Genomic DNA, 14093 nt, shown 5'->3' on the forward strand with positions numbered 1-14093 from the left:
AGGCAGGACGGGCACTGCCGGCATTCCGGCGTATAGAGCGGGATGACATGGTCGCCCTTCCTGACCGAGGTGACGCCCTTGCCGATATCGACGACGATGCCGGCGCCCTCATGGCCGAGGATCGCCGGAAACAGGCCTTCGGGGTCGGCGCCCGACAGCGTGAACTCGTCGGTGTGGCAGATGCCGGTTGCCTTGATCTCGACCAGCACCTCGCCATCGCGAGGACCCTCGAGGTCGACCTCCATGATCTCCAGCGGCTTTCCGGCGGCGACGGCAACAGCGGCGCGCGTTTTCATCAGGCAATCCTCCCAAGAGAACCCATAGAGTTTCACATTCCGGCATTGCTGCGGATCATCTCGGAGTCGAAGACCGCAACACGCTCATTCACCGCCGTATTCCCACGAAAAGGCATAGGACTAAAGCAGACACGCAAGTCCACTTGCAGGGCTTTGATAAATCTTGTGGGGTCCGCTAAGCTCATTGCGGGCACCTTGAATTCGCGCTGGTCCGGGAACAATCGGACTTTAGTGCAAGAACAGGCAGTTTTATCGATGACGAGCGCGGTGCCAGGCACACTCGCGGCCTTTTTGTACCTATTTTTCCAGACCGCCGACATTGCGGACGTGATGGCCCAGGAAGTGATGGGCAAGCAACCGGTCGCAACCGACAGGCCGGAAAGAAAGATAACCGAAATCAGAATAGGTTATTTGCGGGCCTACGCGCCGCAACTGGCGCTTTCCCTGCTGGACCTGCCGCCACGCGACCAAGGTGTTGCCGGCGCCAATGTGGCGATCGGCGACAACAATACGACAGGAAAGTTCCTCAGCCAGAAATTCAGCCTCGACATAACCGAGATCAAGCCGGACGCCGACGCGGTACAAGCCTTCAACGATCTGATTGCCAAAGGTGACCGCTATGTTGTCGCGGACCTCTCGGCTAGGCAATTGCTGTCGATCGCAGACATCGCCCGCGACAAGGGCGTTCTGGTCTTCAATGTCGGTGCCACCGACGACAGCCTGCGCGAGGAAGACTGCCGCATAAATATTTTCCATATCGCGCCGACGCGAAGCATGCTGGCTGACGCGCTGGCCCAGTATCTCGTGGTAAAGAAATGGCCGAATTGGGTGCTGCTCTACGGTTCGCATGAGCAGGATCATCTCTACGCGGACGCGTTGCGCCGCGCGGCGGCCCGCTTCGGCGGTCAGATCGTCGCCGAGAAGGAGTTCAAAGACACCGGCACGGCGCGCCGCACCGACACCGGCGCCACGCAGATACAGCAGCAGATTTCCGTGTTCACGCAGGATCTGCCGGAGCATGACGTGGTGCTTGTCGCCGATGAGAGCGAGGTGTTCGGAACTTATGTGCCCTACCGCACCTGGACACCGCGGCTGGTCGCCGGCACGGCGGGCCTTGTCGCGTCGTCCTGGCATCCCGCGAGCGAGCAATGGGGCGGCATCCAGATGCAGAGCCGTTTCCTGAGGACGACCGGTCGGCGAATGCTGTCCAAGGACATGTCGGCCTGGACGGCGGTGCGGGTGGTGGGCGAAGCCAGCACGCGGACCAATGGCGACGATCCGAAGAAGATCGGCGACTACATCCGCTCGGACGATTTCTCGGTCGCCGCCTTCAAGGGACAGAAGCTGACCTTCCGCAAGTGGAACCATCAGCTTCGCCAGCCAATCCTGCTCGGCGACACCAAATCCGTCATCTCGACATCGCCACAGGAGGGTTATCTCCACCAAATCTCCGAGCTCGATACGCTCGGTATCGATCAGCCGGAAACGAAATGCGTACTTAAGTAGAACCAATCGGGAGGAATCTTCGTGCAGAGACGAGCTTGCGCACTCGCCATTCTCGCAACCGGCGTCATGGCCAATCCGGCGTGGGCTTACACCGTTTATGTCTCCAACGAGAAAGACAATACGATAACGGTCGTCGACACGGCGACGATGCAAGTGGTGAAGACCGTCGAAGTCGGCCAGAGGCCGCGCGGTATCACCATCTCGCATGACGGCAAGTTCATCTATTTGTGCGCCAGCGATGACGATACGATCGAATTCATCGATAGCGAGACGCTGCAAATTGTGGGCACGCTGCCATCCGGCCCGGATCCCGAACTGTTCGTGCTTTCGCCCGACGGGACCACGCTCTACGTCGCCAACGAGGACGACAATCTCGTCACCGCGATCAACATCGAGAGCAAGCAGGTCATGACCGAGATTCCCGTTGGGGTGGAGCCTGAAGGCATGGCTATCAGTCCCGATGGCAAAACCATGGTCAACACCTCCGAAACCACCAGCATGGCGCATTTTATCGACACCGACAGCCATGAGGTGACCGACAATGTCCTGGTCGACACGCGTCCGCGCTTTGCGCAATTCAAGCCCGACGGATCACAGATCTGGGTCAGCGCCGAAATCGGCGGCACCGTCAGCGTCATCGATAGTCTCAAGCGCGAGGTGGTGAAGAAGATCCAGTTCGCGATTGCGGGACTGCGGCCCGAAACCATCCAGCCGGTGGGCATCGCGATCAGCGCCGACGGCAAGAAAGCCTATGTCGCGCTCGGCCCGGCGAATCATGTCGCCGTCATCAATACCGAAACCTACGAGGTGGAAAAATACATCCTGGTCGGCCAGCGCGTCTGGCATCTCGACTTCACCCCCGATCAGAAGACGCTGATCACCACCAACGGCAATTCCAATGACATCACCTTCATCGACACGGCGACGGACGAGCCGGTTCAATCGGTTACGGTGGGCCAGCAGCCTTGGGGCGTGGCCATATCGCCCCACTAGACCGCAGCAATGATCAGGGAGGCCGACGTGATGAATATTTGCCGCGGGGATGTTGCACGTGCACTAGATAACCAGCGCGCCCCGAAGGAGCCAGCGGCATGCAGCATGTGAGGACAAGCGGAGCTGGAGACGAGGTGGCGGCGCTCGATGTTGCCGGCGTCAGCCATTCCTATGGTCCGAAGCGGGCGCTCAACGATGTCTCATTCTCGATCGCGCCGGGAACTTTCACCGTTCTGCTCGGCCTCAACGGCGCCGGCAAGACAACTTTGTTTTCACTGATCAGCCATCTTTACGGCACCCGCCGCGGATCGATCCGCATCTTCGGCCATGACGTCAGCCGCGCTTCGGGCGAAGCGCTCAGGCGTGTCGGCATCGTGTTCCAGGCACGCACGCTCGACCTCGACCTCAGCGTCCACCAGAACCTCTCCTACCACGCCTCATTGCATGGCATCGGCGGACACCATGCCCGGCAGCGCATTGCCGCGCTGCTGGATACAGTCAACATGCAGGGCCGTCAGCATGACAAGGCACGCAGTCTTTCCGGCGGCCAAATGCGGCGCATCGAGATCGCGCGGGCGCTGCTCCACCGCCCTTCCCTGCTGCTGCTCGACGAGGCGACGGTCGGTCTCGACATCCAGTCGCGTGCGGGCATTCTGGGCACCATCCGCAAGCTCGTCGAAACCGAGGGCATCGGCGTGCTGTGGGCGACGCATCTGATCGATGAGGTCGACGACGGCGACCATGTCGTCGTGCTGCGGCAGGGCGACCTGGTGGCCAAGGGTAAGGTGGCCGACGTCGTTGCGACGAGCGGTGCCAGTTCGATCCGCGACGCCTTTTCCAAGCTCAACCGCATCGAAACAAGCGGCATCGCGGAGATGTCGCCGTGAGCGCTCCCGCAATGCCCGCAAAAGTCGCGACCCTCACGCCGGTGAGTTTCGAACAATTTGGGCTCCGTCACTACCTCATTTGCCTCAAAGGGATCGTCGTGCGGGAGTGCCTGCGCTTCCTGCATCAGCGCGAGCGCTTCATTTCCTCGCTGGTTCGGCCGCTCGTCTGGCTGTTCATCTTTGCCGCCGGATTCCGGCAGGTGCTCGGCGTATCGATCATCCCGCCCTACAAGACCTACGTGCTCTACGAGGTCTACATCACGCCGGGCCTGTGCGGCATGATTCTGCTGTTTTCGGGCATGCAGTCTTCGCTGTCGATGGTCTATGACCGCGAAATGGGCAACATGCGCACCCTGCTGGTCAGCCCCTTCCCGCGTTGGTTTCTACTGATCTCGAAGATGCTCGCCGGTGTCGCCGTGTCGATCGCGCAGGTTTACGCGTTCCTTATCGTTGCCTGGTTCTGGGGCGTCAAGGCGCCGCCGCTTGGCTATCTCACCGTACTGCCTGCGCTGTTCCTGTCAGGCATGATGCTGTGCGCGCTCGGCATGCTTTTGTCCTCGATGATCAAGCAGCTCGAAAACTTCGCTGGCATCATGAACTTCGTCATCTTTCCCGGCTATTTCGCTTCTCCGGCACTCTATCCCTTGTGGCGTATCCAGGAGGCTAGCCCCCTGCTCTACAAGATCTGCCTCGCCAATCCTTTTACTTACGCCGTCGAACTGATCCGCTTCGCCTTCTACGGCCAGGTTGAGTGGCTGTCGCTAGCCGTCGTTGCCAGCTGCACGCTGCTGTTCCTTGCCGCCGCCATCATCGCCTACGACCCTTCGCGCGGCCTGATGACCCGCAAACAGGACACGGGAGGAAATACCTGATGGCACGAATGAGCCTTGTTCGCGGCCTGGCTCTGGTTGCCATGCTCGCGCCGGGCATCAACGCCATGGCGGCGAACCCCGATCCGGACTGGCCCTGCATGCAGCGCAAGGTGCCGCAACTCTCGCTCGGCCAGATCTGGAACGGACGGGACCTTCCTTCAGCGGCGAAGGACTGGTCGAAGGACCCCACCATCTCCGCCCTGATCGAGGAAGTGGCAGCTCGCCGGATGCCGATTGCGGAAGCTCAAAAGAAGATCAGGGATTTCGCGGCTTCCTTGCCGGCAGAACAGCTTGCACCCAAAATGGCGATGCTGGTGCAAGGCATGTTCGATCACCTGGACGCCGAGCGCTCGCAGGTGATTTCGGGCATTTCCCGCTACGCCCACAAGCAGCTCGAAATGGCCGCCGCGTTGCGCAAGGAAGGGTCCGATGTCGATGCGTTGCGGGCCAAGCCGGATGCAGATCCCGAAGAGATCGATCGGCGAACCGAAGAGCTGAAATTCGCAACGCGAATTTTCAATGAACGCGTCCAATCACTGACTTACGTCTGTGAAGTGCCGACGATAATCGAGCAGCGGCTTTATCAATTGTCCAAGGTCGTCTCGGAAGCGCTCGGCGCGAAGAAATAGAACCCCATTCGATCGTCGCGGCGGATATCACGAACCCCGGCCGGGCAGCACGCGCCAGCGCTGCACGAAATAACCGGGATGCGTCTCGATCCACTGAGCGACCAGCGGCTGCGCCTGCATGAACGCGGTCCCGGGATTCATCGCCAGGCCGTCCACCATCTGTTCGCGTTGTTCACAGGTCTGCGGCACAGCCGTCAGGCAGACCATCATAACGAGCGTGTAAAGCATTGCCCCTTGTCCCCATCGAATCCCGAACTCCATGCCGGGAGGTTTCCGTGATACCGACCCGTCTGCAGAGGTCGCACATACAGATCGCTTACGGGTGTGAAAGGACGTGGCCCCCGCTCTTTCGCGCCGCAACATAACATACCGCTAATCTAACGCCAACGACCGCAGGGCGTTCTCCAGAGCAATCGCGTCAGGTTGCGCCGCGCCAATGTGGTGACGATGGTCCAACGTCGATGATTCCGAGCTTCACGGGATTTCGTCGAGGTCATCAAACCGGCAGCCCGAGTTGCTTTCGCAGGCTGTTGTCGAATGCGGATGCGGGGACGAAACGGCGCAGGAAACTGACCTGGCGCGCCATTGTTCCAGCCGCATAGCGCCTCTTCGGAGCGGGATCGGTCGCAGCCGCCAAAACGGTCCTGGCCACCACTTCCGGCGCATCGCCTTTTTCCATCGCTTTGCGCACAGCTGCATTCATGCCGGCGCGCGCAGAGTCATAGATATCAAGCAACTGATCCGGCCTGGCGAGATTTTCTTCAAATGAGGTGCGGGTATAGGCGGGCTCCACCAAGACGACGCGAATACCGAAAGGACGCAGTTCGTGGTCGAGCGATTCGGAATAGCCTTCAACGGCATGCTTGGTCGACGAATAAAGCGCGAAATAGGGAGCTGGGATGAACCCCTGCACCGAGCTCAAATTGACGATTCTGCCCTTGCCTTGACGGCGCATTGTCGGCAGGACCGCTTTGGTTACTCGCATAATGCCAAAGACGTTCACGTCAAACAGCGACTTGGCCTGGGCCATCGAAGACTCCTCCGCGCCACCAAGCAGGCCAACGCCGGCATTGTTGACGAGCAGGTCGATGCGCCCGGTCTCGGCCAGCACGTCCTGTACAAGTTTCGCCACGGACGCGTCATCGGTCACGTCGCCGGTCAGCATGGTAATGCCGTCGGATCGTTCGGCGACTGCGCGACGGCTGGTTCCGAACACGCGAAAACCCGCGTTCTTCAGGGCTTTGGCCGTTGTGTGCCCGATGCCGCTGGATGCCCCGGTCACCAGGGCGACGCCTAGATTGGTCTTGTTCATGGAGGTCACATCCTTCTTCGTGTTTGGACCGGCGGGGGAGAAGCGCGAAAGGTCGGAGCGGAAGGCGTCAATCATGAGCGCCTCCGGTGCTCGCGCCGGCCAGATCATCCGTCCAGCGCCGGAACAGCGCACTGGCATTAACGCCTCCGAAGCCGAAGCCATTGGAGATTGCGTAGTCCATCGCCATCGGCCGGGCCTGGTTTGCGACGAAGTCGATCCCGTCGCCGGCCGGATCGGGAGCGCTCAGATTGAGGCTCGGCGGTGCCATCTGATCCCTGAGCGCCAGAATTGCGAAGATAGCTCCGAGCCCGCCAGCGGCTCCGAGCAGGTGTCCGGTCGCCGATTTCGTTGCACTGACAGCTATCGCGAAATCGCGCCCGAACACGCTCTTGATCGCTTCGATCTCACCCAGGTCGCCCACCGGCGTGGAGGTCGCATGGGCATTGAGATGACGAACCTCGCGGGGCGAAATCCCTGCTTGGGCGATTGCGATCTCCATGGCCCGGCGCGCACCGTCGCCGTCCTCGGGACCGGAGGTGACGTGATGAGCATCGGCCGTCGTGCCGTAGCCGACAAGCTCGGCCAGCGGTCTTGCGCCGCGCGCCAGGGCGTGGCTCAATTCTTCGATGACCAGCATGCCGGCTCCTTCGCCCATGACGAAGCCGTCCCGCGACTTGTCGAACGGTCGGGAGGCCTCATCCGGACGGTGATTAAAGGAGGTCGAAAGAGAGCGTGCCGCGGCAAACCCACCGAGGCTCACGATATTCATGCATGCTTCCGTCCCGCCGCACACGGCAATATCGGCTTCGTTGGCGCGAATTAGGCGAGCCGCATCGCCGATCGCCTGAATGGCGGCCGCGCACGCCGTCACCGGTGCACCGAGCGGACCTTTGAAGCCATAGCGGATCGAGATGTGGCCTGCCGCGAGGTTCACCAGGAACGACGGCACCGTAAAAGGTGATAGACGGCGGACGCCGCGTCGGTCGACCGTGCGCACCGCCTCGGTTATGGCCGGGAATCCGCCGACGCCCGAGGCGATGATCGTGGCCGTGCGCAAGCGACCTGCTTCCGAGACGGGTGCCCATCTTGCTTGGGCGAGTGCCTCTTGTGCAGCCGCCAGCGCAAAGAGAATGAACCGATCTACCTTGCGCTGATCCTTCGGCGGAAAGACGGCACCCGGATCGAAACCAGCATCCGAATCCTCGTCCAGCGAGGGAACCACCCCTCCGATCTTCGCCGGCAGGTCTCCCACCACATCATCCGGAAGCCTCCGGAGGCCCGAGCGGCCGGCCAGGAGACGCGACCAGGACGCTTCGACATCGGCAGCAAGAGGCGTGACCGCGCCCATGCCTGTTACAACAATCCGTCGCATCTATTTTCCTATCAGTTTGGGTGCGCCGCCGGCGCTACCACGCCGTTCAAGCGCCGGCTGCTTCGCGAACCTGATCGGTCGCCGCATCCAGAAAGGCCTGCGCGAGGTCGGGATCGTTGACGACGCGCGATAACATCAACGCACCGACCATCGTCGAGAGAATGGCCATGGCCTTGCCATCGGAATCCCCGCCACCGGTCCCAGCTATGAAACCGCCGAGGATCTTGAGATGCTCCTTGATCCCGGCTTCGAACGGCGCTTTCACGTCCTTGCCCTGTCTGCCGGCATCCGAACCCAGCGCTACGATCGGGCAGCCGTCCATCTTTTCTCCGCGATGGTCCATGCTGAGGTAGAACGCGATCACCGCGCCAAGCGGATCATCAGGGTTTGCCGCAGTCGCGGCCGACCATCGATGCGAGGCGCTCTCCATCGCCCGCCTGGACGCCTGCGCCGCCAGGTCGTCCTTGGATGCGAACTGCTTATAAAACGCGCCTTGGGTCAGTCCGGCACCCTTCATCAGATCCTTAAGGCCGATACCATCAAACCCGCGCTCCCGAAAAAGGCGGCTTGCCACGTTGATTACGGTTTCGCGGTTTTCCGCGGCCTGGGTACGACTTACGCGCATCGTTAGCTTCCTTTTTGGATTGCATTCGTAATCTATAAATCATATAGAGGTCGAACGCAATCTAAAAAAGGAGATATGAGATGATCCGCAATACCCTGAGCGCATCGCTCCTGGCCGCGCTGTTTCTCGCGACCCCGGCTTTTGCCGAGGAGGCCACCATCGGACGCCCGATCGAGGGCGGCAGCCTGCACGAGGGACACCTTGACATGGTGGTCTACTACGTCCCGGCCGACGGCGACCTCTTGGAGGTCACCGCCACCTTCGCGCCGAAGACCGAGGGCGATCCGCTGCGCGTCGTAATGGGTCTCGCCGACGACGACTCCGTGGCCTTTTCCATGCCGGGTCACCAGGGCTCGCTCTACACGTTCTCAAGGTCCGGGGATGAGGTGACGGTCTCGACCGGGACCGACATGCATCTGCGAGCCGACGCGACAATGCGCTGAGCCGAAGTTCAGACCGCAACCTGCGTGCTGCTGGCCGTTGGCTCTCGCGTCCGCGCGAGTCGCCACACGGTGCCTCGATCACGCCATCTAATAAGTTTGGGGCAAGCGTTTTGCCTGCACCGCGCGCCCTAACTCGCGCGACCTCCAGTGTTCGGTTCCTCGTGCGGATAGAGCTTGCCGAACAGGGGCAGGTACATCGCGCCCTTGCGCATCAGAAAATCGTGGAAGGTCGCCATCGCCGGCGAGATCGCGTGATCGCTGCGCATCACCGAAAACCATTGCCGGCGGATCGGCATGCCGACAACGTCGAGGATAACCAGCCGGCCGGCTTCGGTTTCGGCAGCGATGGTGTGGGCAGAGATGAACGCGATGCCGAGCCCGGCCATCACCGCCTGCTTGATGGTCTCGTTCGAGTCCATCTCGACGCCGAGATCGTCGATGCGGCCGGGCACGTCGCTCAGGAATATTTCCAGTGAGATGCGCGTTCCGGAGCCGGGCTCGCGAATGAGGAAATGCTCCTCGGCGATCCGCTCCTTGGAAATGTCGCGTGCCGACGCCAGCGGGTGGTCGGGTGGTGCGATGATGACCAGCGGGTGATCGCCGAAGACCGAAGCACGCACCGGGACTTCCTTGGCCGGGCGTCCCATCAGCGCGATATCGATGTCGTGGTTCTTCAGATTGTCAATCGTCTCGGCGCGGTTGCCGATGGCAAGGTGCATGTCGATATCGGGATGTTCCTTCATGAAGGCGGCCATCAGCCGCGGCGCGAAATATTTGGCCGTGGAAACGACGCCGAGCCGCAAGCTGCCGGCGCGCACGCCCTTGATCGCATCCATCTTGTCTTCGAGCAGACGAAGCCGCTCCTCGATGGCCTGTGCCGTCTCGACGAAGGCCAGACCTGCGGCAGTGGGACGCATGCCATCCGACGTCCGGTCGAACAAGGCCAGTTGGAACTCCTCCTCCACCTGCCGCAACTGGATCGTCACCGCTGGAGGAGACAGGCCTAACGCCTTGGCCGCGCTGACGATTTTTCCGTGGCTGATGATTGCCTGAACGGTCTTGAATTGCTTAAGCGTGAGGTTTCTCATATGGCATACTAAAATTTTTTTACTGCCGGAGTAAAGTTATTGAATTTTACTTATCCAGCGTCGTTTGTTCTCCTTTCCCAATCCGGCCGACCCCAGGAGAGGCGGCTGGATCGGGAGGTTACGATGCCAGCGGCAACGCTCGACGCTTTTCTGAACTCCTATCTTGGCGAGCCGGACGAACCGCGCTCCGCGGTCGTAGCGACCATCCGTCAGCTGACGCAGGCGGCCACCACGATCCGCAACACCATCAATCAAGGGGTGCTCGGCACGGCCTTTGCCGGAACCCGCGGCGCCAATGCTGACGGCGACATCCAGAAGGATCTCGATGTCTTTGCCGATGACATCTTCCTCGACGCCATGCGCCACGCTCCGGTCGCGCTCTACGCTTCCGAGGAACTGGAGCAGCCGGTGCTGCTCGACAGGCAAGCGGCTCTTGCCATCGCCATCGACCCGCTCGATGGCTCATCCAACATCGACACCAACGTGTCGATCGGAACGGTCTTCTCGCTCCTCCCTGCAATTGGTGCGCCGGATAGGAATCCGGCCGCCTCGTTTTTGCAGGCAGGCGTGAACCAGCTGGGCGCCGGTTTCTTCATCTACGGGCCGCAGTTGGCGCTGGTTCTGTCGCTCGGCAGCGGCACCCATGTCTTCGTTCTCTCGACCCGGCTCGGCACCTTCGTCCAGGCCTACGAGAGCCGGATCATCCCACAGCGAACCCAGGAGTTCGCCATCAATGCCGCCAACTACCGGCATTGGGACGAGGCGGTGCGGCTCTACATCGACGACTGCCTTGAAGGCACCGAAGGCCCACGCGAGAAGGACTTCAACATGCGCTGGATCGCCTCCCTGGTCGCGGACTGCTACCGCATATTGATGCGCGGCGGCGTATTCCTGTATCCGGGCGACAAGCGCAAGACTTACCGCCAGGGGCGACTGCGCCTCGTCTATGAGGCAAACCCGATCGCCTATCTCGTCGAACAGGCGGGCGGTGCCGCCACCGATACGATCACCCGCATCCTCGAAATCGAACCAGAGAACCTTCACCAGCGCGTGCCCATGGTTTTCGGATCGGCGCGCGAAGTCGCGCGCGTCACCCGCTACCACACCGAACCGAGCGCCATCGGCGAACGCGCGCCGCTGTTCAGCCGCCGCGGCCTTTTCAGGGCCTGAACACCATGTCGGCAAAGCACCCCATCATTACCATCACCGGGTCGTCGGGCGCAGGCACCACCTCTGTCAAGCGCATCTTCGAACTGATCTTCCGGCGCGAGAACATCGGGGCCGCCTTCATCGAAGGCGATGCTTTCCATCGCTACGACCGCGCCACGATGAAGGCGAAGGTGGCCGAGGAGGAAAAGGCGGGCAATCCGAACTTCACCCACTTCCATGCCGAGGCCAATGAATTGGCAATCCTAGAAGAGGTATTCGAGGAATATGGCCGCCGGGGAACCGGAAAGACCCGCACCTACATCCATGACGAGGATGAGGAGAAGCAGTACGGCACGCCGCCGGGACATTTCACCGAATGGCGCGAATTTCCGCCGAGCGACCTGCTCTTCTACGAGGGCCTGCATGGCTGCGTCGTCACCGACAAGATCAACCTGGCCAGGCACGCTGACCTTAGGATCGGCGTGGTGCCAGTCATAAATCTGGAATGGATCCAGAAGATCCACCGCGACCGCGCAACGCGCGGCTATTCCACAGAGGCGGTGATGGACGTGATCTTGCGGCGCATGCCGGACTATGTCCGCTACATCGTCCCGCAGTTTTCGCAGACCGCCATCAACTTCCAGCGCGTGCCGATCGTCGACACGTCCAATCCGTTCATCGCACGCTGGATTCCGACGCCCGACGAATCGATGCTGGTCATCCGCTTCGCCAATCCCCGCGGCATCGATTTCCCCTACCTGCTTTCGATGATCCACGACTCGTTCATGTCGCGGCCGAATTCCATAGTGGTGCCCGGCAACAAGCTCGACCTTGCCATGCAGCTGATCCTGACGCCGCTCATCCTGCAATTGATCGAACGCAAGAACCGTGTGTCGTGAGGAGCACGCCATGAACAGCCAGGCAGCAGCATTGAAGCCCGTCGCCGCCGTCTCGGAGCGCAACATGGCGAACGCCATTCGCGCATTGGCGATGGACAGCGTCCAAAAGGCCAATTCCGGTCATCCGGGCATGCCGATGGGCATGGCCGATGTCGCAACGGTGCTGTTCAGCCGCTTCATCAACATCGATCCGTCGGCGCCCAACTGGCCCGATCGCGACCGCTTCGTGCTGTCGGCCGGGCACGGCTCGATGCTGCAATATGCGCTGCATTACCTGCTCGGCTACGAGGACATGCCGATCGAGGAGCTGCAGCGGTTTCGCCAGCTGGGCAGCCGCACCGCCGGACATCCGGAATATGGCCATGCGCTCGGCATCGAGACGACGACCGGTCCGCTTGGACAAGGCATTTCGACCGCGGTCGGCATGGCGCTGGCGGAGCGCATGCTTGCTGCCCGCCACGGCGCCGATCTCGTCGACCATTTCACCTACGTGATCGCCGGCGACGGCTGCCTGCAGGAAGGCATCAGCCACGAGGCGATCGATCTTGCCGGTCACCTGAAGCTTTCGCGGCTGATCGTCTTCTGGGACGACAATGCGATCTCGATCGACGGACCGACTTCGCTGTCGACATCGATGGACCAGCCGGTACGGTTCAAAGCCGCTGGATGGCATGTCCAGTCGGTGAACGGCCACGACATCGAAACCGTTGCGGCGGCAATCGAAGCGGCGCAGCAATCGGACCAACCGTCTCTGATCGCCTGCCGCACGGTGATCGGCAAGGGGGCGCCCCACCTGGGCGGTTCGGAAAAGACGCATGGCGCGCCGCTTGGCGATGCGGAGATCGCCGCGACGCGCGAGAACATCGGCTGGGCCTACGCGCCGTTCGAGGTGCCGGACGATATCCTTTTCGCCTGGCGCGAGATCGCCAGCCGCGGTCAAGCGGTGCGGCGCGCCTGGGAGCAGCGGCTTGCCGCCTCGCCGCAGCGTGGGGCCTTCGAGATCGCGGTCGCCGGCGCCCTGCCCGAGGCGGTCTTCGAAGCGCTCGGTGTTTTCCGCAAGGAGCATGTCGAAAAGGCGACCAAGGTTGCGACGCGAAAAGCCTCGGAAATGGCGCTCGCTGCAATCAACTCCGCAACGGAACTGACCGTCGGCGGCTCCGCCGATCTGACGCATTCGAACCTGACGATCACCAAGGGGATGGATCGCATAGCGCCTAATGACTATGCCGGCCGCTACATTCACTACGGCATCCGTGAGCACGGCATGGCCGCGGCCATGAACGGCATCGCGCTGCATGGCGGCTTCGTGCCTTATGGCGGCACGTTCCTGTGCTTTGCCGACTATGCGCGCGGCGCGATGCGGCTCTCGGCGCTCATGGGCCAGCGCGTCATCTATGTGATGACGCACGATTCCATTGGTCTCGGCGAGGACGGCCCGACCCACCAGCCGGTCGAGCACCTGGCGATGCTGCGGGCGACGCCAAACCTCAACGTCTTCCGTCCGGCCGACATCATCGAAACGGCGGAATGCTGGGAACTGGCACTGAGAAGCGAGAACCGGCCAAGCGTGCTGGTGCTCTCGCGCCAGAACCTGCCGATGCTGCGCCAGGGGCACGGCGACGAGAACCGGTCGAGCCGTGGCGGCTACATCCTGCGCGAGCCAGCCCGGCACCGCGCCGTGACGCTGATCGCCACCGGCTCGGAGGTCGAGATTGCTATTGCCGCCGCCGAACGGCTGGAGACCGAGCACGGCATCGCCGCCGCGGTCGTCTCGATGCCGTGCTGGGAGCTCTTTGAGGAACAGGACGCGGACTACCGCAAGGCCGTCCTCGGCTCGGCGCCGCGCATCGCCATCGAAGCCGCAGCACGGCTCGGCTGGGACCGCTGGATCGGCGACACCGGCGCTTTCGTCGGCATGGCTGGTTTCGGCGCCAGCGCCCCTGCCCCGGATCTCTACCGGCATTTCGACATCACGCCCGAAGCCGTCGCGGCAGCGGCGCTGAAGCTCATCATCTAGGAGGA

At 61.9% G+C, this 14093-nt stretch carries 15 protein-coding genes; 9 read left to right on the forward strand and 6 right to left on the reverse strand.

Going from position 1 to position 14093, the window contains the following annotated elements:
* Positions 1-296 (reverse strand): alcohol dehydrogenase catalytic domain-containing protein (locus tag NKJ12_RS04835; RefSeq protein ID WP_352701434.1); only part of this gene is annotated, 296 nt, incomplete at its 3' end.
* A gap of 345 nt (positions 297-641) precedes the next feature.
* Between NKJ12_RS04835 and NKJ12_RS04840 the strand changes: the two genes are divergently transcribed.
* The 5 genes from NKJ12_RS04840 (at position 642) to NKJ12_RS04860 (ending at position 5183) form a co-directional block, all read left to right on the forward strand.
* Entirely contained in the window at positions 642-1802 is a 1161-nt protein-coding gene (locus NKJ12_RS04840; RefSeq protein ID WP_502899791.1) for an ABC transporter substrate-binding protein, read from the forward strand.
* Positions 1803-1823: 21 nt separating this feature from the next.
* Positions 1824-2795, forward strand: a complete 972-nt coding sequence (locus tag NKJ12_RS04845) for a YVTN family beta-propeller repeat protein (protein ID WP_352701436.1) — start codon at positions 1824-1826, stop codon at positions 2793-2795.
* A 98-nt stretch (positions 2796-2893) separates the two neighbouring features.
* On the forward strand, positions 2894-3682 hold the full coding sequence (locus NKJ12_RS04850) for a lanthanide ABC transporter ATP-binding protein PedB/LutE (protein ID WP_352690145.1): 789 nt from the start codon (positions 2894-2896) through the stop codon (positions 3680-3682).
* Between the two features lie 11 nt (positions 3683-3693).
* Complete coding sequence (locus NKJ12_RS04855; RefSeq protein ID WP_352690156.1) at positions 3694-4554, forward strand: lanthanide ABC transporter permease protein PedC; 861 nt, start codon at positions 3694-3696, stop codon at positions 4552-4554.
* Positions 4554-5183, forward strand: coding sequence for a hypothetical protein (locus NKJ12_RS04860; RefSeq protein ID WP_352690143.1), 630 nt, complete (start codon positions 4554-4556; stop codon positions 5181-5183). Before NKJ12_RS04855 ends, NKJ12_RS04860 begins: the two co-directional genes overlap by 1 nt.
* A 27-nt stretch (positions 5184-5210) precedes the next feature.
* Here NKJ12_RS04860 and NKJ12_RS04865 read toward each other — a convergent pair whose 3' ends face one another.
* The 4 genes from NKJ12_RS04865 to NKJ12_RS04880 form a co-directional block, all read right to left on the reverse strand.
* A complete protein-coding gene (locus tag NKJ12_RS04865) occupies positions 5211-5411 on the reverse strand; it encodes a hypothetical protein (protein ID WP_352507759.1) in 201 nt (66 codons plus the stop codon).
* 268 nt (positions 5412-5679) lie between these two features.
* The gene (locus NKJ12_RS04870) at positions 5680-6495 is read right to left on the reverse strand and encodes an oxidoreductase (RefSeq protein WP_352702048.1); all 816 of its coding nucleotides are present in this window, start codon (positions 6493-6495) and stop codon (positions 5680-5682) included.
* A 67-nt stretch (positions 6496-6562) separates the two neighbouring features.
* Positions 6563-7867, reverse strand: a complete 1305-nt coding sequence (fabF, locus tag NKJ12_RS04875) for a beta-ketoacyl-ACP synthase II (protein ID WP_352701437.1) — start codon at positions 7865-7867, stop codon at positions 6563-6565.
* 46 nt (positions 7868-7913) lie between these two features.
* Positions 7914-8492, reverse strand: coding sequence for a TetR/AcrR family transcriptional regulator (locus NKJ12_RS04880; RefSeq protein WP_352701438.1), 579 nt, complete (start codon positions 8490-8492; stop codon positions 7914-7916).
* A gap of 80 nt (positions 8493-8572) precedes the next feature.
* Here NKJ12_RS04880 and NKJ12_RS04885 point away from each other — a divergent pair, with 80 nt between their 5' ends.
* On the forward strand, positions 8573-8935 hold the full coding sequence (locus tag NKJ12_RS04885; protein ID WP_352701439.1) for a hypothetical protein: 363 nt from the start codon (positions 8573-8575) through the stop codon (positions 8933-8935).
* Positions 8936-9063: 128 nt separating this feature from the next.
* Here the strand turns inward: NKJ12_RS04885 and NKJ12_RS04890 are convergent, their stop codons facing one another.
* The gene (locus NKJ12_RS04890; RefSeq protein ID WP_352690137.1) at positions 9064-10023 is read right to left on the reverse strand and encodes a LysR family transcriptional regulator; all 960 of its coding nucleotides are present in this window, start codon (positions 10021-10023) and stop codon (positions 9064-9066) included.
* Between the two features lie 123 nt (positions 10024-10146).
* Here NKJ12_RS04890 and NKJ12_RS04895 point away from each other — a divergent pair, with 123 nt between their 5' ends.
* From NKJ12_RS04895 to tkt, 3 genes are read left to right on the forward strand one after another with little or no spacing between them, the layout of a single operon-like run.
* Positions 10147-11193 (forward strand): class 1 fructose-bisphosphatase, encoded by a 1047-nt coding sequence (locus NKJ12_RS04895; protein ID WP_352701440.1) that lies wholly within the window; start codon positions 10147-10149, stop codon positions 11191-11193.
* Positions 11194-11198: 5 nt separating this feature from the next.
* On the forward strand, positions 11199-12071 hold the full coding sequence (locus NKJ12_RS04900) for a phosphoribulokinase (protein ID WP_254819812.1): 873 nt from the start codon (positions 11199-11201) through the stop codon (positions 12069-12071).
* Positions 12072-12081: 10 nt separating this feature from the next.
* On the forward strand, positions 12082-14088 hold the full coding sequence (gene tkt, locus NKJ12_RS04905; RefSeq protein WP_352701441.1) for a transketolase: 2007 nt from the start codon (positions 12082-12084) through the stop codon (positions 14086-14088).
* The last annotated feature ends 5 nt before the right edge of the window (positions 14089-14093 follow it).

The sequence above is a fragment of the Mesorhizobium sp. M0195 genome (assembly GCF_040322115.1).
In the GTDB taxonomy this organism is placed as follows: domain Bacteria; phylum Pseudomonadota; class Alphaproteobacteria; order Rhizobiales; family Rhizobiaceae; genus Mesorhizobium.

Bases quoted from the DNA above. Each gene is read 5' to 3' on its own strand.
- NKJ12_RS04840 (WP_502899791.1), top strand. From the start codon at position 642: ATGGGCAAGCAACCGGTCGCAACCGACAGGCCGGAAAGAAAGATAACC.
- NKJ12_RS04850 (WP_352690145.1), top strand. From the start codon at position 2,894: ATGCAGCATGTGAGGACAAGCGGAGCTGGAGACGAGGTGGCGGCGCTC.
- NKJ12_RS04855 (WP_352690156.1), top strand. From the start codon at position 3,694: ATGCCCGCAAAAGTCGCGACCCTCACGCCGGTGAGTTTCGAACAATTT.
- NKJ12_RS04860 (WP_352690143.1), top strand. From the start codon at position 4,554: ATGGCACGAATGAGCCTTGTTCGCGGCCTGGCTCTGGTTGCCATGCTC.
- NKJ12_RS04865 (WP_352507759.1), bottom strand. From the start codon at position 5,411: ATGCTTTACACGCTCGTTATGATGGTCTGCCTGACGGCTGTGCCGCAG.
- NKJ12_RS04870 (WP_352702048.1), bottom strand. From the start codon at position 6,495: ATGAACAAGACCAATCTAGGCGTCGCCCTGGTGACCGGGGCATCCAGC.
- fabF (WP_352701437.1), bottom strand. From the start codon at position 7,867: ATGCGACGGATTGTTGTAACAGGCATGGGCGCGGTCACGCCTCTTGCT.
- NKJ12_RS04880 (WP_352701438.1), bottom strand. From the start codon at position 8,492: ATGCGCGTAAGTCGTACCCAGGCCGCGGAAAACCGCGAAACCGTAATC.
- NKJ12_RS04885 (WP_352701439.1), top strand. From the start codon at position 8,573: ATGATCCGCAATACCCTGAGCGCATCGCTCCTGGCCGCGCTGTTTCTC.
- NKJ12_RS04890 (WP_352690137.1), bottom strand. From the start codon at position 10,023: ATGAGAAACCTCACGCTTAAGCAATTCAAGACCGTTCAGGCAATCATC.
- NKJ12_RS04895 (WP_352701440.1), top strand. From the start codon at position 10,147: ATGCCAGCGGCAACGCTCGACGCTTTTCTGAACTCCTATCTTGGCGAG.
- NKJ12_RS04900 (WP_254819812.1), top strand. From the start codon at position 11,199: ATGTCGGCAAAGCACCCCATCATTACCATCACCGGGTCGTCGGGCGCA.
- tkt (WP_352701441.1), top strand. From the start codon at position 12,082: ATGAACAGCCAGGCAGCAGCATTGAAGCCCGTCGCCGCCGTCTCGGAG.